Genomic DNA, 18754 nt, shown 5'->3' with positions numbered 1-18754 from the left:
AAGCCAACTTTGCAAGATTTTCGAAGGGCAGGCGTGTTTTTAGATGATATGATGGCTACTGTTAGCGGTTACAAGAAAGGCGGCGATAGGGGATGAATGGCGGTACTGTAGCAAGTCAAACGTTTTTCAATCAATTACATCCGGCCACCCTCGCCGGTTACTTTGTGGCCTTATTTACAATCTTGCTGCTGTTTAACCATTTGATCGTGGCGGGAACGTTGTTTGTGGGAATCGTGGGGCTGAACTGCTGGTACTTCGGCTGGCAACGCGTTAAGGGCTTACTGGCCGGAACCAGCGTTTTTATGCTGACGATTCTGCTCTTTAACATTCTGCTGAATCAACGGGGAAACGTCCTATGGCAAGCAACGTTGGGGCCAGTAACCTTTCGCCTCACGCGGTCCGCGCTCCTCTATGGCACCACGATGGCCGTGATGCTGGGCGCCATGATTCTGACGTTCGTGCTGCTCAACGGGAGCTTAACCACACCAAAGATCAGCTACCTCTTGTTTCCCGTTGTGCCACGGCTGGCCATGTTGCTGACGATTTCGATGCGGCTCGTGACCCTCTTCTCCCAGAAGTTCCACCGGCTGATGATGCTCCAGAAGACGCGGGGACTCGTCGTGACGGAGGGGGCGTGGTCACAGCGCATTCGGAAGACCGGTCAGCTAATGCGGATTCTTCTGATTGATTCCATCTCTTCATCCATGGAGACGGCGGTTCTGATGGAGGCCCGTGGGTTCGGTGCCCGTCGTCGGAGTCACTATCAGACGTATCACTGGCGGGCCGCGGACGGCTGGTTTCTCGGGAGTGCCCTGATACTCTTCGACGTCGCCCTGTGGCTACGCTGGTCAGGGTGGGGGTGGACTACCGACGTTTATCAGCTGTCATTAGGCGGCACGACGGATTGGCTACTGGCAATTCCGGTCCTCGGGCTCGCCGGCTTACCCTTACTGGGCGAAGGAGTGTATCACTTATGGGAAAATTAATCACGGTGGACCACCTCGCCTTTAGCTATCCGGAGGCGGTGTCGGCCACACTCGAGGACCTGTCGTTTACGGTCGATCGCGGGGACTTCATCACCATTGTCGGTGCGACGGGTAGCGGTAAGACGACGCTGTTAAAGCAACTCAAGCCGGAGCTTCAACCGGCTGGGACGGTAACCGGGCAGGTTCGGCTGGACGGCCAATCACTGGGGGACCTGACGAGTCAAGAAAGTGCCCAGCGGTTGGGCTACGTGGCCCAAGACCCGCAGACCCAGCCGATCATGGCGACCGTGATTGAGGAACTGGCCTTTTCCCTTGAGAATCTGGGGATGACCACCGCCGATATTACCACCCGTGTGGCCGAACTCGCCAACTTTCTGGGGCTCGATCAGCTTCTCCAGCGGTCCATCGAGAGCCTATCCGGCGGACAGTTGCAGCTGGTCAACCTGGCCTCCGTGTTGGCGTTGAAGCCCGACGTGATTCTACTGGATGAGCCGACCGCGCAGTTGGACCCGACGACGGCCCAGAATTTTCTAGCCGTCCTCCAACAGGTCCACGACGAGCTGGGGCTGACAATCATTTTGACGGAGCACCGGTTGAGTAACGTCTTGGCCATGAGTAATCGGCTATTGCTGTTGCGAGACGGGCAGCTGGCCTATGATGGGCCGGTGACCACCGGCTTGGCGCGGATGAATCGACTGCCGGAGCTGCAGGCATTTGTGCCCGCGGTCCCCGAGTTCTTTCTAGCCCACGACCTTCCCGTGGTGGACCTGCCCCTGACCGTCCGGGCCGGTCGCCAGCTGATTCGGCAGGCGGGATGGACCTTCACCATGACGCAGCGGGCACCCCACCTGCAGCTAGCGGCGGCCCCACTCTTGACGGCGAAGAATCTGATCCTGAGTTATCCGGGAAATGCCGCCACGACGCTGCAACAGCTTAATCTGACCGTGGCGCGGGGCGACTGGTTAGCCATCATTGGCAAGAATGGTTCCGGTAAGTCAACGCTACTCTCGGTACTGGCCGGTCTACGGAAGCCGCAGCACGGCCGAGCACGGCTGGGCAAGGCGGTGACGTGGCGGTTCAAGAATGCCGAACGACTCACGCAGTTGGGGTACCTCTCCCAGAACCCCACCGAGCAGTTCAGTGGGGAGACGGTTGCCGCGGAGCTTCGCCAGCAGGCCGAATTGGTCGGAGCCTCGGCGGTCGAGGCGACCGTCCGTGACATGCTTCACCGCCTACAGCTTGAAGCGGTGGCCGACCGGAATGCCTTCGACCTGAGTGGGGGTCAACAACAACTCCTGGGATTGGGATTGGCCTTGATTGGCGATCCTCAAGTCCTCCTCTTGGATGAACCAACCAAGGGCCTGGACCCTACGACCAAACAGCAGATTGGGCAACTACTCCAGCAGGCACACGCGGCCGGCCTGACGCTGGTCATGGCCAGCCACGATATGGACTTTTGTGCCGAGTTTGCCACGACCTGCGCCTTCATGTTTGACGGCCAGCTCTCACAGCAGCAGGGCACGCGTCAGTTCTTTACCCATAATTTTTTAGCAACCACGGCGGTGAACCGCCTATTACGCCAGCAGGTCCCGCAAGCCTTATTCTGGCGGGACGTGCAGGTAACCTTGAAGGGAGGTGATCGCTTATCGAACAACGACGACAATTTGACTGGCGCTTAGCAGTGGCCGTGCTTCTGATGGGGCTATTGCTGGCGGGGATGCTGCTATTAAAGGGCAAACACTACCTGGCCTTTAGCTTTGGTTGCCTAATCTGTAGCCTGTTACCTGCCTACTGGCACTTCGAGAGACGCCAAATGACGACGCGCCTACTGGTCTTTCTGGCCGTCATCGTCGCCCTAGGCGTGTTGGGGCGCGTGCCACTGGCCGCCATTCCCAACGTGCAACTCACCAGTTTCGTGGTGATTGTCAGCGCCATTAGCCTGGGACCCGAGTTGGGATTTGTCAGCGGGTCCATGATGGCCCTGGTCTCCAACTTATTTCTGGGACAGGGGCCCTGGACGCCGTGGCAAATGCTGGCGTGGGGCCTCATGGGGTTAACAACTGGCCTGATCTACCGGGGCAAGCTCAAGGATAGCGTCTGGCTACTCGTCATCTGGGGGGCCTTGTGGGGATTCTGGTTCGGCTGGATTATGGATTTATGGTACGCCTTGGCCTACGTTCGGCCATTGCGGGGGGCCAGTTTCTTTGTCGCCTTCGCGGGGAGTTTCATGTTTGACGCGCTACACGCGGCGACCAATGCGGTTAGTCTGGCAATTTTGTACCGACCGTGGCGACAGCTGATGAAGCGTTTAATGATGAAATACCAAATTTTACCAAAAGGATGATGGGATAATGTTTAAGACAAATAAAGTAATCGCAGCTTCAATGACGGCAGTAATGATGTTAGGCGCAGTGGTGCCCGTGGCGGATGTCAGTGCGGCCAGCGTCAAGACGGCCAGCAAGAGTTACCGGACCAGTCATATTAAGAAGGCCAATACATACGCCAAGAAGATGATGAAGGCCAACAAGGACGGCCTGAAGAGTCAGGCGAAGATTTTCAGTAAATCCGCTTACCCAACAACGGGGGCCGCAGCTGGTTACTCAGATTTCCTTTTGGGCCTGAAGAAGCAGGGGTACAAGTTCACCAAGAGTCAAAAGAAGCTCGTTAAGAAGAACCTCGTGGTATCGAAGAAGAGCGATCCCGCCGTCTTGGCCAACGCCATCATTGGGTTACAGGCTATCGGCGTCAATCCAACCAAGTACAAGCCAGCCGGCGCTAAGAAGAACTTGAACCTGGTCAGCACGCTGTACAAGAAATCCATGACCAAGCAAACGGTCAACGTCCAGAGTACGGCGCTGATCGCGGTTTCCTCCAACAAGACTTTTAAGAAACCTAGCAAGGCCGCCTTCTCCAAGGCTTCCCTCAGCCTGAAGATCGCTAAGAATCAGCAATCTAACCATGGGTGGGCTTATAACAATACCGCCGCTAGTGTTGACAGCGATACGACGGCCGTTGCCGTGAACGCCTTGACGATGGGCAAGAGCAAAAACAAGAAGGTTACCGCCGCTGCCAAGGCCGGTCGAAGCTACCTCAAGAAGGCAGTTTACAAGAACGGGGCCTTTGGCTACGTTTACAACGGCAAGACCAACCCGAACGCCAACTCTACGGCCGAAGCTATCCTGGGCTTAGCAACCAACAAGACGGCCTTCAACTTCCTGAACAAGACGGCCATCAAGAAGGGCCAAACGGCAACGCCACTGCGGACCATGCTCAGCTACGTGAAGAGTGACGGCACGGTCAAGGATGCTTACAGCATGACCTTAGCCTATGGTCAAGTGAGCTTAGCGGCCAGTGCTTACCACAACGGCAAGTATTCCTCAAAGATGGTGTACACGTTCAAATAAGACTTTGCGATAAGGAGTTGGGTTCATGAAGAAGTCGGTAGGTATTATTGTTGCGGCGGTCGTCACCATTTTCGTCATCGGTGGGGCCTTGGCCGTGCAGCAGCATCGGCAACAAGCGACCACGGTGCCCGCAAAGGAGCGGGTTATCGCCAGTTCTGTCGCCACAACGCAGTCTGAATCGGCCGGGGATCAAGCGACCGCGTCGTCCAAGCAGGCCCACCAAAAGTCCACGGCGAGTTCGACCAAAGCCCCCCACCGGCGGGCCACTTCTTCCGTAAAATCGGCCACAACCAAGTCCTCGCGTGCCCGGCAGTCGGCCACCTCACGGACCAGTCAGTCCACGACTATGCCGGTGCGTCGCCAGAAGGCCACAACGACCACCAAGGCCGTGACGACGACGCAGAAACGTCAAGCCACGTCGACAAAGGCCAAACAACCCGTCGCAGGCAAGGCTTATCTGGTGGTTTCGGGCTACAAGAAGACCTTTTTCAAGGGCAACGTCAAATTAGGTGCCCATCCCACGGCCTTTTCCGTGCTGCAGGCGGCTAAGCTCAAGCTGGTTTACCAGAATGGAGTGGCGGTCTACGTCAGCAGCATTAACGGCCTCGCTGAGAACGACGTGAAGACGGGGAGCGGGTGGAAATATCGGGTCAACGATAAATTTATTGATCAGGCCGCGAACCTGAAGCACGTGAAGAACGGCGACCGGGTTCACTGGTACTTTACGACAAAGGGGTATTAGACGATGCAACGGGCGATGTTTATTGGGGCCATTGGCTGCGGGAAGACTACCCTCCTCCAGCGACTTAAGGACCTCACCATCCACTATGACAAGACGCAAGCGGTGGAATTCTATCAAAATATTATTGATACGCCGGGCGAGTACATTGAGCATCGGCGGATGTACACCAACATTGCGACCACGGCGATGGATGCGGACGTGGTGGTCATGCTCCAGAGTGCCACGGACCAGCGCTTAATCTTTCCGGAAGCCTTCAGTACCATGTTTGGCCGCCCGGTGATTGGTGTGGTGACCAAGATTGATGTGGCCACCGACCAACACGCCATTGACTGGTCGTGTGACCAGCTCAAGCGTGCGGGGGCCCAGCAGATCTTCACGGTCTCGGCGCTAACGGGAGAACACACGACGGCGCTACGCGAGTTCTTGGAGGCCGATCCTGAGGTTAAGCTTTTCGATAGATAAAAAGTTGTTTTAGTAGCTACCGTCGAGCTGACCGCCTTACCGTTCGCCAAATTTGGTCTGGAACGTGGTGGGCAGGACGGAAAAAGCCAAAAGACGGTCTTTTCCCTCGCTTTGAGCCGAAAAATCACGTCTCAAAGTCGCCATTTTACCAAGTAAGACACTTGGTAAAATCCTACGGCTGAGACCAAATTTGGCGAACTCACGGCTACAGGAGACTTATAATCGAATGTTTTGGCCGAAAGCAACCACGCCAGCGATGGTGGTGTAAACTTCGTGGCTTTAACCTTTTGTAACCGGAATCTCTGGCAGACGAGGTGGCCAGTAACGCCTGATCTAGTGGCTTCAAACCTTGTCAGCTGTGAATTTATCACCATTTTGAACCTTCAGCTTTAAACAATTTAAGCAAGTGAAGGGCCCTGCAATTGGTAGACGGATATGTCTAACGGTTGTCGGGCTTTTCTTGTGGCCAGCGTTGCGACTTTTTTGGCGCGAGCGGGTCACAATAATCCTAGGATTGAGAAAAAACGCCAGCAATCTGTTCTTTCTTGTTAGCGCTTACACGACTGAACAAAATATTTCCCGTGCTGGTCAAAAATGGTGCGGTAGGCCTATGCTACACTACGCTTGTTCATAATTCACCGGGCATAGATGACTGATTCTGTCGGTATTTGTGCAGGGACTAACAAATTAGCGAAGGCGGGTGTTTGGTAATGGATGGTTTTATTGGCGAATTCTTTGGAACGTTGATTCTGATCTTACTAGGGGCAGGGACTTGTGCGGGGGTTAACCTAAGGAAGACCTACGGCACGGGCTCCAACTGGGCCTATATCAGTATTGCCTGGGGATTAGCGGTGACCATGGGTGTTTACGTGGGAGGTGCGTTAGGCTCGGACGGGCATCTGAATCCGGCGGTTACGATTGGATTTGCCGCGTTTGGCTTCTTCCCGTGGAGCGACGTGGTGCCTTATCTATTAGGCCAATTCTTGGGGGCGTTTGTGGGTGCGGCGTTAGTTATTATTCAATTTTATCCCCACTTCAAGGCGTCGCCAGACGAGGCCTCGGGCAACATCGTCGGTATCTTTGCGACCCGGCCGGCTATCTCCAGTCCGTGGTTTAATTTCTTCTCCGAAGTGATTGCGACCTGGGGTTTCACGTTTATCTTGCTTAATCTAGGTGACTTCACGCAGGGACTCAAACCCTTCATCGTCGGCACGCTAATCACCGTCGTTGGGATGGCTCTCGGGACCACGACCGGGTTCGCTCTGAATCCGGCGCGTGACTGGGGCCCGCGGCTGGCGCACACCTTGCTGCCGATTCCCAACAAGGGGTCGAGTGAGTGGGGCTACGCCTGGGTACCGATGTGCGGTCCGATTGTCGGCGGGGTTCTAGCGGCCGGGCTCCAAGTCCTGGTTAGCTAAACGCGATCATTAACGATACGACAAAAAAGCCACCAACCGCGAAGTTGGTGGCTTTTTGGGTTGTTAGGCGACCTCACACGGTTCTGGCCGCCTTACCGTTCGTAAAATATGAGCGCCCCAGTAGCCTCCGGCTGACAGAAAATCCGCCTGCTGTGGGGACCGCCTGTAGCCAAAGGACGGGCTTCCGGCTCGCTTAGAAGCCTGACAACACCCGTCAGTCTTCCAAGTCGTCCCACGGTCTAAGCTGGTAAAAAACACCAGCTAACACCGTCGTCACGGCTGGCTCCATTCCTGTCCTCCTGCAGCATTAGATGGCGTTAAGTAACCGTGGCAGTGCACATTGTCACGAGTGTCGGTGGCACTTGACTGACCGGTTAAACGTTGAAATGATCTCACTTATGTAGCCGAGAGTGAAGCGCAGGATGAGCTCAGCCGCGGGATTATCTGAACGGCGTTAGCCGGTTAGATAATGGCGACTTGGAAACACCGCTTTTGGGTGGTTCCAAGCGAGTCCGGAGACCGCTCTATGGCTCGGGGCGTCCTGCCCACCGCGATCCAGCTCATCCTGCGCGAACGGTAAGGCGGCTAGCGTAAATTATTTAGATAAAACGTTTTACTAGTGACAATTGCCGAGCCAACTATGACGACTAGGCCCGGTACGAGCGGTGTTAGCGGTTGGTGTAATCCGTGTAAACCCACTGGATGACCGACTTATCGTGAACCGTAATCTCATCGGCCGACTGCTTGGGCTGCTGCCCATCGACGGTGTAAATCCAGCCGCGTTCGCCGTCAGCGTCACTTAAGTCGCCAATGCTGTTGACGTAGGTCGCGCCCTCGGCGGATTCGGTGTGGTAGTCGATGTGGTGAGCCTTGAAATATTCTTGAGAGATATCGATGATGGAGCCCTGTTCATTCCAATCGAGCTCGCGCGGAATTGTGTAGACCTTGCGAATGGAATGGTTGCGTTGGCGATACTCGGACGGCGTGAGGCCGGTCTTTTTCTTGAAGATCTTGGTGAAGTAACTGGTCTGTGTGAAGCCAATCTGCGTAGAAATTTGGTTGATCGGCGTCAGCGTCATCGACAGCTTCTCCTGAGCCAGCGCAATCTTTTGATTGTTGACGTACTCAATGAAGTTGACGTGCAAGTATTTCTTAAAGAGGCGGCTGAGATACGACGCCGACAGGAAGGCGTGTTGGGCAACCTCGTTTAATGAAATCGGGCGCTGAATGTTCTTGCGTATGTATTCGATGGCCAGGCTAATACTATGAAAGGCCTCGTCGTTGTCGATTGGCTGACCGGCGATGCTGGCGGTCGGCGGCACGAACTGTGCGGCGGGGCGGTTGCTCTCGGCCCCCATGCGAATAAAGCCGTCGAGACTTCCAATCTGATCGACCTGATCGGAGGTGAGGGGTTCCCACACGCTGACGGTTCCGAGAGTCTCCTCGGTAAAAATCTGCCGCATGAGATTTTCTAAGTAGGCGCGTGAGAGAAAGAGGCGCTTCTTGGAAACGTTGGTGCTCTCACACATGATGGCACCCCAGAGCTGAATGTTCCGGCTCACGGGAAACAGTGCGTACTCATCGAACCCGTTATTACTGAGATTATCTTGAATCACAGACTGGTTAACGTAGACAAAGTCATCCTTCAACAGGATCCCCGTGAAGTCGAAAAAGATGGTTTTAATCTGTGTCAGACTAGTAAACGTGGCTAATGAGTGTGCGAGTTCGCGGTAGTTTGCTTGACTTGGTGAATAAGTAGGCATAATCGGTCCTCCCCATAAGGTCCTGAATCCTCGTCTTGTAATATTTGGCTAAGTGCCGTCAAAATAATGATGAATCCGCTATCATTGCATAATTGTAGTTGATTCTAATTCTAACTTCAATCGAAATTTTCAAATTTTTTGTAATATTTTGAGCTTTTTGTTAATCGTCGGTCGATTCGAACTATCTTGTCGCAAAAAGTACAAATTTGAGAGAAATAGTGCAACCAAGCTTTTTTATACTGAAAGCGTTTTAAAAGTTCAGGCGATCACGATCGTCTACCACAAATGGAGGTTTTCATCATGGAACAAGAAGCACTGGGTTTAATCGAAACAAAAGGGTTAGTTGCCGCTATCGAAGCTGCCGACGCAATGGTTAAGGCAGCCAACGTTGACTTAGTCGGTCAAGAAAAGATTGGCCACGGGTTAGTGACGACCATGGTTAGAGGCGATGTGGGTGCCGTGAAGGCCGCTGTTGATGCCGGCGTTTCCGCTGCTGAAAACATTGGTGAAGTTCTTTCTAACTACGTTATTCCTCGTCCCCACACCGACGTTGAAAAGATTCTACCAACGAAGAAATAGGCGTTGTCGGGTAAATAACGATGACCAATCAGGAAATGATTAATCAAGTCGTCGCGCAACTTCTGCGTCACGGGGTAACGGTCACACCGACCCCGCAGTCATCGGGAGGAAAAACAATGGATAATTTTTTGAATACGACTAGCGTGGTCCCCGAGTTCGTCGGGGCCAGCGAAATCGGCGACACGATTGGGATGTGTATTCCCAGCGTGGACGCCTTACTGTTGGACCATTTACACGTTCAAAAGCGCTTTTCAGTGATTGGGGTATTGAGTTCCCGGACAGGTGCCGGTCCCCAGATCATGGCGATGGATGAGGCGGTTAAGGCCACCAACACCGAAGTCATTGATATTGAAATGCCGCGGGATACCAAGGGCGGCGCCGGCCACGGTGTGCTGATTCTAATCGGCGGATTCGATCCGTCAGACGTTCGGTCAGCCATTCAGGTGGCCTTGGACAATCTCAGCCGGACGTTCGGCGACGTCTACAATTCGGCGGCTGGTCACCTGGAACTCCAATTCACCGCCAGAGCCGCGGGTGCCTGCCACATGGCCTTTGGCGCCCCTGAAGGGAAGGCATACGGCTTAATCTGTGGCGCACCTTCAGGAATTGGCGTGGTCATGGCCGATACCGCCATTAAGACGGCCGGCGTCGACGTCTTGACCTTCGCCTCACCCGGTCACGGCACCAGCTTTTCCAACGAAGGGATTGTCCACATCAGTGGCGATTCTGGTGCGGTCCGTCAGGCAGTCATTGCCGGCCGTGAAGTTGGCCTGAAGCTCCTGGCCCAGTTAGGCGAGACGCCCGTCAACGATTTTCCATCATACATTCGCTAGTGAAGGGGGATATTTAAGTGAAACGTCAAAAGAGATTCGAAGCACTTGAGAAACGCCCGATCCATCTGGATGGTTTCGTCAAGGAATGGCCCGAAGAAGGCTTTGTTGCCATGATGGGCCCCAACGACCCGAAGCCTAGCATCACCATTGAAAATGGCGTGGTGACCGAGTTAGATAGTAAGAAACGCGCAGATTTCGACCTGATCGACCTCTACATCGCCAACTACGGCATCAAGCTAGAAAATGCCGAAAAGGTCATGGCCATGGATTCCACCAAGATTGCCAACATGCTCTGTGACCCTAACGTCAGCCGGAAGGATATCATCGCGTTGACCACGGCCATGACCCCGGCCAAGGCCGAAGAGGTTATCAGCAAGCTGAACTTTGCCGAAATGATCATGGCCACCCAGAAGATGCGGCCACGGCGGACGCCGGCGACCCAATGCCACGTGACCAACATTCGGGATAATCCGGTTCAGATTGCCGCGGACGCTGCGGATGCCGCACTCCGGGGCTTCCCCGAACAAGAAACCACCACGGCGGTTGCCCGCTACGCCCCATTGAACGCCATTGCCTTAATGGTCGGCGCTCAGACCGGTCGTCCCGGCGTGATCACCCAGTGTTCCGTTGAAGAAGCACTGGAGCTGAGCCTGGGGATGCGGGGCTTTACCGGCTATGCCGAGACCATTTCCGTTTACGGTACCGATAAGGTCTTCACGGATGGTGACGATACGCCTTGGTCCAAAGGGTTCTTAGCTTCCTGCTACGCCTCACGGGGACTGAAGATGCGGTTTACCTCCGGTTCTGGTTCTGAAGTTATGATGGGCTACACCGAAGGCAAGTCGATGTTGTACTTAGAGTCACGTTGTATCTTTATTACCAAGGCTTCCGGCGTACAAGGCCTCCAAAATGGTGGGGTTAGTTGTATCGGAATTCCCGGGTCCGTACCTTCTGGGATTCGCTCCGTTCTGGGCGAAAATCTCCTGTGCATGATGCTTGATTTGGAATGTGCTTCGGCCAATGACCAAGCCTTCTCCCACTCAGACATGCGACGGACGGAACGGCTACTGGGGCAATTCATCGCCGGAACCGACTACATTTCTTCCGGGTACTCCTCAACGCCTAACTACGACAACACCTTTGCCGGCTCTAACACGGATGGTCTGGACTACGACGACTACTACGTCATGGAACGGGATTTGGCCATCAACGGTGGGATTCACCCGGTTGAAGAAGAAACGATCATCAAGTCGCGGAATCAAGCCGCACGGGCCTTACAAGCCGTCTTTGCCGATCTCGGATTACCAAAGATTACCGATGAGGAAGTGGAAGCCGCAACCTACGCCAACACGTCTAAGGATATGCCGGAACGGAACATGGTTGAAGACATGAAGGCCGCTCAAGACCTGATGGACCGCGGCGTTACCGGTGTTGATATTGTGAAAGCGCTGTATAACAGCGGGTTCAAGGACACCGCCCAAGCCGTTCTTGACTTACAGAAGCAAAAAGTTTGTGGCGACTTCCTGCAGACCTCCGCTATCTTCGATGAAAAGTGGAATGTTATTTCTGCCGTGAACGATGCCAACGACTACCAAGGTCCTGGTACCGGGTACCGGTTGGAAGAAGACACGGACGAATGGGAACGGATCAAGAACTTACCGTTTGCCATCGATCCGCAGAACATGCAGCTCTAAACAGAGAAGGGGGTCAATCCTGTGGTTCAAGAAATTGATGAAAAATTACTACGCAGTATTATTCGTAACGTCATTGCCGAAACGAATGCCGTCGACACGCCGATTTCCTTTCAGGCGGACACGGCCGTTGCCGCACCCGTCAACAGCGATCAGCCGGAACCGGAGAAATCCGTGGACTGGTTCAAACACGTTGGTCCGGCCAAGCCCGGCTATTCACGCGATGAAGTGGTCATCGCGGTCGCACCGGCCTTTGCAGAGGTCCTCGATCACAATCTGACCGGGATCAGCCACAAGGAAATCTTGCGACAAGTTGTCGCGTGAATCGAAGAAGAGGGCTTGAAAGCCCGGATCGTCAAGGTTTACCGGACGTCGGACGTGTCCTTCTGTGGGGCCGAGGGGGATCACCTCTCTGGGTCTGGCATCGCCATTGCCATTCAGTCGAAAGGGACGACGATCATTCACCAAAAGGACCAAGAACCTTTGTCCAACCTGGAACTCTTCCCCCAAGCACCCGTGATTGACGGGGATACCTACCGGGCCATCGGGAAGAACGCCGCGGAATACGCCAAGGGCATGTCGCCAAGTCCGGTGCCAACGGTCAACGACCAGATGGCGCGGGTTCAGTACCAGGCGCTCTCAGCGCTGATGCACATCAAGGAGACCAAACAAGTCGTGATGGGCAAGCCCGCTGAACAGATCGAAGTTAACTTTAATTAGGAGGAACGGTTATGAGCGAGATTGATGACTTAGTAGCAAAGATCGTCCAGCAGATTGGGGATACGGATACCACGACCGCCACTGCGACGACCCACCCCCAAGCCGCCGCACCGCAAGCGGCGCTGACGAAGAAAGACTATCCGCTTTACTCGCAACACCCAGAATTGGTGCATTCGCCATCGGGTAAGCAGTTGCAGGATATCACGCTAGACAATATTTTAAGCGACAAGATCAAGTCCAATGACCTGCGGATTACGCCGGATACCCTGCGGCTGCAAGGTGAAGTGGCTAACGATGCCGGTCGAGACGCCGTGCAACGGAACTTCCAACGGGCCTCGGAACTCACGTCAATTCCCGATGACCGGCTGTTGGAAATGTACAATGCATTACGGCCGTACCGGTCGACGAAAGCCGAACTGCTAGAGATTTCGACCGAGTTGAAGGACAAATACCACGCTCCAATCAATGCCGGGTGGTTTGCACAAGCTGCCGACTTCTACGAATCCCGGAAGAAATTGAAGGGTGACAATTAGTTAGGAGTCTTCGCATGCAAAAGGTGATAGGCGTAGACATTGGTAATTCCTCGACAGAAGTTGCCTTGGCCAACATTTCCGATCAAGGGTCAGTCGAGTTTATCAATGCGGATATTGCAGAAACGACAGGGATTAAAGGCACCAAGCAGAATCTGATTGGGATCAAGAAGGCCGTGACGCAGGTGCTCAACAAGAGCCAACTCACGCTGGAAGACATCGACCTGATCAGAATCAACGAGGCGACCCCGGTAATTGGCGACGTGGCGATGGAGACCATCACCGAGACCGTGATTACAGAGTCGACCATGATTGGCCACAATCCCAATACTCCGGGTGGTGTGGGAATTGGTTCGGGATATACCGTGAATCTGTTGCAGTTGCGGCAGGAGACGGATCGCGACCGGCCCTACATTGTCTTGATTCCCGCCGAGGTGGACTTCGAGGACGCCGCGCGGTTGATTAATCTTTACCAGCGCGGAGGCTACACCATCACGGCAGCCATCCTCCAAAACGATGACGGGGTGCTGATCGACAATCGGTTGGACCACATGCTGCCGATCGTGGATGAGGTGGCCCGGCTGGACAAGATTCCACTGGGAATGATGGCCGGTGTCGAGGTTGCCGGGAAGGGACAAGTGATTGCCCAACTCTCTAACCCGTATGGCATCGCCACGTTGTTTGACCTGACGGCCGAGGAGACCAAGAATATCGTGCCGGTCTCGCGGGCGCTGATCGGCAACCGGTCGGCGGTGGTCATCAAGACGCCTAAGGGGGATGTCAAGGCGCGGGTCATTCCGGCCGGGAGCATTCAGATTCAGGCACAGGATGGGTCGGACAAGATCAATGTTGCGGCTGGGGCCGACGCCATTATGGCGAAGATTAACCAGTTCAACCGGATTCAAGATATCACGGGTGAGGCGGGCACCAACGTCGGCGGCATGCTTGAGAAGGTTCGCCAGACGATGGCCGAGCTCACCAAGAAGCAGAACCACGAGATTGCGATTCAGGACCTGTTGGCCGTGGATACAGCGGTTCCCGTCAAGGTTCAAGGTGGCCTGGCCGGGGAATTTTCAACCGAACAGGCCGTGGGGATTGCCGCCATGGTGAAGTCGGATCATTTGCAGATGCAGCAGATTGCGGACGCCATCCAGGCAGACCTCAAGATTCCCGTTGAAATCGGTGGGGCCGAGGCCGAAGCCGCCATTCTCGGCGCGTTAACCACGCCGGGAACCACCAAGCCCATCGCCATTCTGGACCTGGGTGCGGGGTCGACGGACGCATCGATCATCAACCAAAAAGACGAGATCGTGGCGATTCATTTGGCCGGTGCCGGCGACATGGTGACCATGATTATCAATTCTGAATTGGGGCTGGACGATGTCTACCTCGCAGAAGACATCAAGAAGTACCCACTGGCTCGGGTGGAGAATCTCTTCCAGATTCGTCACGAGGACGGCGCCGTCGAGTTCTTCGACGAACCGTTGCCGTCCGAGATCTTTGCCCGCACGGTCGTCATCAAACCCGATGGCTACGTGCCACTGCCCGGGGACATGAACATCGAGAAGGTCAAGCAGATTCGCCAGACCGCCAAGAAGCGGGTCTTCGTAGAAAATGCGCGCCGGGCACTGCAACACGTGAGCCCGACCGGCAACATTCGCGATATTCCTTTCGTCGTGATCGTCGGCGGGTCCGCACTGGACTTCGAAATTCCTCAGTTGGTCACCGATGAGCTGTCGCATTACAGCTTGGTGGCCGGCCGGGGGAACATTCGGGCCGTTGCGGGACCGCGGAACGCCGTGGCAACCGGTCTGATTCTCTCGTATGCCCGGGAGAGGGGTGCCGCACATGGTTAAACCGATGGAAAAACCAGCCATTCTGATTGGCGTGCCGGACGCAACCAGTCAGGTACCGGCGGCCTTACAGCCGTTGCTCAACAGAATCGAGGAGGAAGCTATTCCGGTGCAGACCAAGGTCATTGTCGAAGACGACGTTGTGGCGCGCGCCTACCAAGCGGCGCTCGCGTCGCGGTTGTCCGTTGGCATTGGCTTTGCGGGTCAGCAGGTGGTCGTGCACTACAAGAACTTACGGCCCACCCAGCCACTGTTCTCGGTGATGACGACCTCCAACGATCAGTTGCGTCGGCTCGGGGCCAATGCCGCGCGACTGGTCAAGGGCGTCCCCTTCAAAAAAATAGACGATTAGGTGGTTAGACATGATGGACGCAATTGGATATTTAGAAACAGCGGGCCTACCGAGCGCCATCGTTGCCGCGGATAAGATGCTCAAAACGGCAGCAGTCGGCTTGTTGGGTATCGAGAATACCAAGGGTGGCGGCTGGGTAACGGTCGGCATTCACGGGGATGTCGCTGCGGTATCGGTCGCCGTTGAGACGGGACGCCGTGCTGTGGGTGCCGCGTACGTGGGCGCAACCGTGCTGGCCAATCCGGCACCGGGTGTGCAGACGCTGAGTCATACGCCGGTCTTCTCGCGGGAACCGGCACCGGCCACGCCGCCTGAGTCAGCCGCTCCAGTAGCGACGCCGACCGCAGCTCCGGTAACCCCGGAGACGGTGGTCGCCAAACGGCCCACGGCGCAACCGACCGTGACGGCGCCAACCGCCCCCCAACCCGCCAAGCAACCGGCAGCTACCAAGCAGGCCACGTGCAATCTGTGCAACGACCCAGATTGCCCCCGCAAGCTCGGTGAACCCCGGAAAAAGTGTATTCACTACCAAGAACTTTTCGGCAAGAAAAAATAGGGTCGACTAGAACAGAACAAGTCTCAGTTAAATTTAGGAGGAAACAAACATGAATAACGCATTAGGTATGATTGAAACCAAGGGTCTCGTTGCATCGATCGAAGCGGCAGATGCCATGGTTAAGGCCGCTAACGTTGAAATGATGGGTCAAGAAAAGATTGGGAGTGGCCTGGTAACGGTGATGGTCCGCGGAGATGTTGGTGCCGTTAAAGCCGCCGTTGATGCTGGTGTGGCCGCCGCGGAAAACATCGGTGAAGTGATGAGTTCTTACGTCATCCCACGTCCGCACGCTGAAGTGGAAAACATTTTACCCAGCGCTAAGAAGCCCGTCGCAAAGTAGTTAATCAGCAGTGAAGGTGGCCATAGACATGGACGAAACAGCATTACGTGAACTCATTCAACGTGTTATCAAAGAAGAATTGGATCCCGATCGCATCCCGATTGGGGTGTCCAATCACCATATTCATTTAACCCAGGCGGACTTCGCCACGTTATTTCCCAACCAGGAGATGACGGTGCTCAAGCCGCTGAAGCAACCCAACGAATTCGCCTCCAAGCAGACGGTGGACATCGTGGGACCCAAGGGCACGATCGAACATGTGCGGGTCTTGGGGCCTTGCCGGGCACACTCCCAGGTGGAAATTGCCCGCTCTGAAGCCATCCGCATCGGGGTTGATGCCCCGATCAGATTGTCTGGTCACTTAGACGGCGCGCCTGCTGTGAAGTTGGTGACGCCCAACGGTGAGGTCACGGTTCAAGGCGTGATCATTGCCAAGCGGCACATCCACATGAGTAATCAGGACGCCGCCCGCTTTGGCGTCAAGTTGGGCGATACCGTCGCCGTTGAGATTAAGTCCCAAGATCGGCGGACCATCTTCAACGACGTGATTGCCCGGCCACGTGAGGACTTCGTCTTGGAAATGCACATTGATACCGACGAAGCCAACGCGGCCAACGTGAACGGCGACACCATCGCCCGGATCGTCAAGGTCAAGTGACGTCGATAAGCTAAAACGAGGTGGTGAACGATTTGGAACAGTTAGTGGCGCAAGTCCTGACGAAGTTAAAACAACGGGAACGCCGAACCTATGACTGTGTCTACGATCGGCATGCGGCGGTTCCCGATACGCAAGTCTTTTTGGACCATGCAACCGTGACCGTGGCGAACCTCTCGATTGAACTCGTGAGTCATTTATACCGGCTGGACACCACCGATCCCTGGGTGGCCTGGCTCCTACAGGCGATCGACTACCGGGTACAGCTACGACTCGTGGTCAACGACCTGAGCCTGCAGTTTATCCCGCGTACCATGTTGTTGGACTGGCCCGTCATCTTCATGACGCCAGAGTTTCGCCAGATTCGTGCCGTGTATCCCCACGCAATTGCTAGAGCGACGATTGCCGGGTTACCGGACAAGACGATTCTGGTCGTGACGCCTACCCAACGGTTGACCGCTGAAGCGCGGGATACCCTGAGTCGCAAGCAGATGAACCTACAGATGAGGACTGATGAAGCATGTATATGGCAAAAGTAATTGGCAGCGTCGTCTCGACGCAAAAAGATCCGTCGTTGGTCGGACGTAAGTTGATGATCGTCCAGCCGGTGAATTCGGATGGCCAAGCCGTTCGTCATCAGGAGGTTGCGGCTGACTCTGTTGGCGCCGGTATTGGCGAATACGTTTTATTGGTGCGTGGGGCCGGTGCCCGGCTGACGAACCACAAGGACGCGACAACGGTGGATGTCAACGACTGCGCAATCGTGGGCATCATTGACCGATTTGATCAGTAAGAGAGGGGTGACGGTGAGATGCCGATATATACCAAAGGTGGCGACAAGGGCTCGACCAGTCTGTACGATGGTACGCGGGTGAAGAAGGATTCGCTACGCGTCGAAACGTACGGGACGTTTGATGAACTCAACGCCAACGTGAGTCTCGCCGATAAGTTTTGCGTGAAGGCGGAGAACCAAGAGATTTTACGCCAGATCGAATACAAGATGTTCTTCCTGCAAGGCGAAGTGGCCACGCAGGAAGCCACAAAATTTAACGCGAATAGTCGGGTCATTACGGACGACGACGTGTTGCAGTTGGAGCGGATCATTGACCGGTATACGGCGGAACTGCCGCCGGTCACGAGCTTCATCCTGCCCGGGGCCAGCACGGCGGGGGCTCAGCTCCACGTTTGTCGCACCGTCTGTCGGCGAGCAGAGCGGCTCTTTGTCCGCTTTGCCAGCGACAATCCGGTCCGACCCGTCCTCGAACGGTACATTAACCGTCTGTCGGATTTCTTCTATATTATGGCCCGCTCTGAGGACTATGAATATCAAATTAACGAGCTCACTGACCGCGTCATCGCGCAGTACGCTCAAGCAATGGGGCGAAAACAATGAATGAAGAACAACTTAAAGAATTGGTGCGCGGGGTCTTAGCCGGTCAGGGCGAGCCGGGCAATAATCTCTTCGACCGTCATAAGATGGAACGGGTGATTGACGCAGCGGTTGCCAAGGCCGATGAACTCAAGGTCGGTGTGACCATCTGTATCATGGACCAGGCGACCACGCCACAGATGATGTACCACATGCCCAACGCCAACCTGGTCAGCGTCACGCTGGCCCCGAAGAAAGCTTGGTCGGCGATTGCCATGAAGGAACCCACCAAGGCGATTAGCCGTGATATCCAACCGGGAGGACCGTTGTATCAGATGGAAACCATGCTGGACGGTCAATTGGTCTCATTTCCCGGCGGTATTCCGTTAGAGATTGAAGACATTGCCATCGGCGCGATTGGCGTCAGTGGTGGTCTGATTGAAGAGGATCAAGCAATTTGTGAAGCAGCGGTGGCTGCCTTTCTAAAGGAGAGTAAGTAGT

21 protein-coding genes and 1 pseudogene are annotated in these 18754 nt (G+C 55.0%); 21 read left to right on the top strand and 1 reads right to left on the bottom strand.

Features of this window, described 5'->3' with window-relative positions; translation table 11 throughout:
• Window positions 1-92: 92 nt before the first annotated feature.
• From KB236_05835 to KB236_05805, 7 genes are all read left to right on the top strand, one after another.
• The gene (locus KB236_05835; protein ID UIF30217.1) at window positions 93-986 is read left to right on the top strand and encodes an energy-coupling factor transporter transmembrane protein EcfT; all 894 of its coding nucleotides are present in this window, start codon (window positions 93-95) and stop codon (window positions 984-986) included.
• Entirely contained in the window at window positions 974-2665 is a 1692-nt protein-coding gene (locus tag KB236_05830) for an ATP-binding cassette domain-containing protein (protein ID UIF30216.1), read from the top strand. Before KB236_05835 ends, KB236_05830 begins: the two co-directional genes overlap by 13 nt.
• Before the next feature lie 17 nt (window positions 2666-2682).
• Complete coding sequence (locus KB236_05825) at window positions 2683-3330, top strand: ECF transporter S component (GenBank protein UIF30305.1); 648 nt, start codon at window positions 2683-2685, stop codon at window positions 3328-3330.
• A gap of 7 nt (window positions 3331-3337) precedes the next feature.
• Window positions 3338-4390 carry a fucose-binding lectin II gene (locus KB236_05820; protein ID UIF30215.1) on the top strand — a complete coding sequence of 351 codons (1053 nt, stop codon included), beginning with the start codon at window positions 3338-3340 and terminating at the stop codon, window positions 4388-4390.
• Window positions 4391-4415: 25 nt separating this feature from the next.
• Window positions 4416-5132, top strand: a complete 717-nt coding sequence (locus KB236_05815; GenBank protein UIF30214.1) for a DUF4430 domain-containing protein — start codon at window positions 4416-4418, stop codon at window positions 5130-5132.
• A gap of 3 nt (window positions 5133-5135) precedes the next feature.
• Window positions 5136-5594, top strand: coding sequence for a EutP/PduV family microcompartment system protein (locus KB236_05810; GenBank protein ID UIF30213.1), 459 nt, complete (start codon window positions 5136-5138; stop codon window positions 5592-5594).
• A 710-nt stretch (window positions 5595-6304) separates the two neighbouring features.
• On the top strand, window positions 6305-7012 hold the full coding sequence (locus KB236_05805) for an aquaporin family protein (GenBank protein UIF30212.1): 708 nt from the start codon (window positions 6305-6307) through the stop codon (window positions 7010-7012).
• Between the two features lie 668 nt (window positions 7013-7680).
• Here KB236_05805 and KB236_05800 read toward each other — a convergent pair.
• The gene (locus tag KB236_05800; GenBank protein ID UIF30211.1) at window positions 7681-8775 is read right to left on the bottom strand and encodes a helix-turn-helix domain-containing protein; all 1095 of its coding nucleotides are present in this window, start codon (window positions 8773-8775) and stop codon (window positions 7681-7683) included.
• Between the two features lie 300 nt (window positions 8776-9075).
• On the opposite strand from KB236_05800, the gene KB236_05795 reads away from it, so the two are divergent.
• The 14 genes and pseudogenes from KB236_05795 to KB236_05730 all read left to right on the top strand — a co-directional run bounded on the left by KB236_05795 (window position 9076) and on the right by KB236_05730 (window position 18753).
• A complete protein-coding gene (locus KB236_05795) occupies window positions 9076-9354 on the top strand; it encodes a BMC domain-containing protein (protein UIF30210.1) in 279 nt (92 codons plus the stop codon).
• A 35-nt stretch (window positions 9355-9389) separates the two neighbouring features.
• A complete protein-coding gene (gene pduB, locus KB236_05790; GenBank protein UIF30304.1) occupies window positions 9390-10187 on the top strand; it encodes a propanediol utilization microcompartment protein PduB in 798 nt (265 codons plus the stop codon).
• Window positions 10188-10204: 17 nt separating this feature from the next.
• Window positions 10205-11881 (top strand): propanediol/glycerol family dehydratase large subunit, encoded by a 1677-nt coding sequence (locus tag KB236_05785; GenBank protein ID UIF30209.1) that lies wholly within the window; start codon window positions 10205-10207, stop codon window positions 11879-11881.
• 21 nt (window positions 11882-11902) lie between these two features.
• A pseudogene (locus KB236_05780) lies at window positions 11903-12598 on the top strand (propanediol/glycerol family dehydratase medium subunit).
• Window positions 12599-12609: 11 nt separating this feature from the next.
• Complete coding sequence (locus tag KB236_05775; protein UIF30208.1) at window positions 12610-13131, top strand: diol dehydratase small subunit; 522 nt, start codon at window positions 12610-12612, stop codon at window positions 13129-13131.
• A 14-nt stretch (window positions 13132-13145) separates the two neighbouring features.
• Window positions 13146-14984, top strand: a complete 1839-nt coding sequence (locus KB236_05770; protein UIF30207.1) for a diol dehydratase reactivase subunit alpha — start codon at window positions 13146-13148, stop codon at window positions 14982-14984.
• Window positions 14977-15333, top strand: a complete 357-nt coding sequence (locus KB236_05765) for a glycerol dehydratase reactivase beta/small subunit family protein (protein UIF30206.1) — start codon at window positions 14977-14979, stop codon at window positions 15331-15333. The genes KB236_05770 and KB236_05765 overlap by 8 nt, the downstream gene beginning before the upstream one ends.
• Window positions 15334-15346: 13 nt before the next feature.
• On the top strand, window positions 15347-15889 hold the full coding sequence (locus KB236_05760) for a BMC domain-containing protein (protein UIF30303.1): 543 nt from the start codon (window positions 15347-15349) through the stop codon (window positions 15887-15889).
• Between the two features lie 49 nt (window positions 15890-15938).
• Entirely contained in the window at window positions 15939-16229 is a 291-nt protein-coding gene (locus tag KB236_05755; protein UIF30205.1) for a BMC domain-containing protein, read from the top strand.
• Between the two features lie 28 nt (window positions 16230-16257).
• Window positions 16258-16887: a phosphate propanoyltransferase gene (locus KB236_05750; GenBank protein UIF30204.1), complete on the top strand. Its 630-nt coding sequence runs from the start codon at window positions 16258-16260 to the stop codon at window positions 16885-16887.
• Window positions 16888-16907: 20 nt separating this feature from the next.
• Window positions 16908-17423, top strand: a complete 516-nt coding sequence (gene pduM / locus KB236_05745; GenBank protein UIF30203.1) for a PduM family microcompartment protein — start codon at window positions 16908-16910, stop codon at window positions 17421-17423.
• On the top strand, window positions 17405-17677 hold the full coding sequence (locus tag KB236_05740) for a EutN/CcmL family microcompartment protein (protein UIF30202.1): 273 nt from the start codon (window positions 17405-17407) through the stop codon (window positions 17675-17677). Before pduM ends, KB236_05740 begins: the two co-directional genes overlap by 19 nt.
• Window positions 17678-17695: 18 nt before the next feature.
• The gene (locus KB236_05735) at window positions 17696-18277 is read left to right on the top strand and encodes a cob(I)yrinic acid a,c-diamide adenosyltransferase (protein UIF30201.1); all 582 of its coding nucleotides are present in this window, start codon (window positions 17696-17698) and stop codon (window positions 18275-18277) included.
• Window positions 18274-18753: a heme-binding protein gene (locus KB236_05730; GenBank protein ID UIF30200.1), complete on the top strand. Its 480-nt coding sequence runs from the start codon at window positions 18274-18276 to the stop codon at window positions 18751-18753. Before KB236_05735 ends, KB236_05730 begins: the two co-directional genes overlap by 4 nt.
• Window position 18754 lies beyond the last annotated feature (1 nt).

Origin of the sequence: Levilactobacillus brevis (genome assembly GCA_021383565.1) — a bacterium.
In the GTDB taxonomy this organism is placed as follows: domain Bacteria; phylum Bacillota; class Bacilli; order Lactobacillales; family Lactobacillaceae; genus Levilactobacillus; species Levilactobacillus brevis_B.
This window is presented reverse-complemented; position numbering and strand designations above follow the sequence as displayed.

Coding starts and splice junctions, on each gene's coding strand:
- KB236_05835 (UIF30217.1), top strand. CDS start 93: ATGAATGGCGGTACTGTAGCAAGTCAAACGTTTTTCAATCAATTACAT.
- KB236_05830 (UIF30216.1), top strand. CDS start 974: ATGGGAAAATTAATCACGGTGGACCACCTCGCCTTTAGCTATCCGGAG.
- KB236_05825 (UIF30305.1), top strand. CDS start 2,683: ATGGGGCTATTGCTGGCGGGGATGCTGCTATTAAAGGGCAAACACTAC.
- KB236_05820 (UIF30215.1), top strand. CDS start 3,338: ATGTTTAAGACAAATAAAGTAATCGCAGCTTCAATGACGGCAGTAATG.
- KB236_05815 (UIF30214.1), top strand. CDS start 4,416: ATGAAGAAGTCGGTAGGTATTATTGTTGCGGCGGTCGTCACCATTTTC.
- KB236_05810 (UIF30213.1), top strand. CDS start 5,136: ATGCAACGGGCGATGTTTATTGGGGCCATTGGCTGCGGGAAGACTACC.
- KB236_05805 (UIF30212.1), top strand. CDS start 6,305: ATGGATGGTTTTATTGGCGAATTCTTTGGAACGTTGATTCTGATCTTA.
- KB236_05800 (UIF30211.1), bottom strand. CDS start 8,775: ATGCCTACTTATTCACCAAGTCAAGCAAACTACCGCGAACTCGCACAC.
- KB236_05795 (UIF30210.1), top strand. CDS start 9,076: ATGGAACAAGAAGCACTGGGTTTAATCGAAACAAAAGGGTTAGTTGCC.
- pduB (UIF30304.1), top strand. CDS start 9,390: ATGATTAATCAAGTCGTCGCGCAACTTCTGCGTCACGGGGTAACGGTC.
- KB236_05775 (UIF30208.1), top strand. CDS start 12,610: ATGAGCGAGATTGATGACTTAGTAGCAAAGATCGTCCAGCAGATTGGG.
- KB236_05770 (UIF30207.1), top strand. CDS start 13,146: ATGCAAAAGGTGATAGGCGTAGACATTGGTAATTCCTCGACAGAAGTT.
- KB236_05765 (UIF30206.1), top strand. CDS start 14,977: ATGGTTAAACCGATGGAAAAACCAGCCATTCTGATTGGCGTGCCGGAC.
- KB236_05760 (UIF30303.1), top strand. CDS start 15,347: ATGGACGCAATTGGATATTTAGAAACAGCGGGCCTACCGAGCGCCATC.
- KB236_05755 (UIF30205.1), top strand. CDS start 15,939: ATGAATAACGCATTAGGTATGATTGAAACCAAGGGTCTCGTTGCATCG.
- KB236_05750 (UIF30204.1), top strand. CDS start 16,258: ATGGACGAAACAGCATTACGTGAACTCATTCAACGTGTTATCAAAGAA.
- KB236_05740 (UIF30202.1), top strand. CDS start 17,405: ATGTATATGGCAAAAGTAATTGGCAGCGTCGTCTCGACGCAAAAAGAT.
- KB236_05735 (UIF30201.1), top strand. CDS start 17,696: ATGCCGATATATACCAAAGGTGGCGACAAGGGCTCGACCAGTCTGTAC.
- KB236_05730 (UIF30200.1), top strand. CDS start 18,274: ATGAATGAAGAACAACTTAAAGAATTGGTGCGCGGGGTCTTAGCCGGT.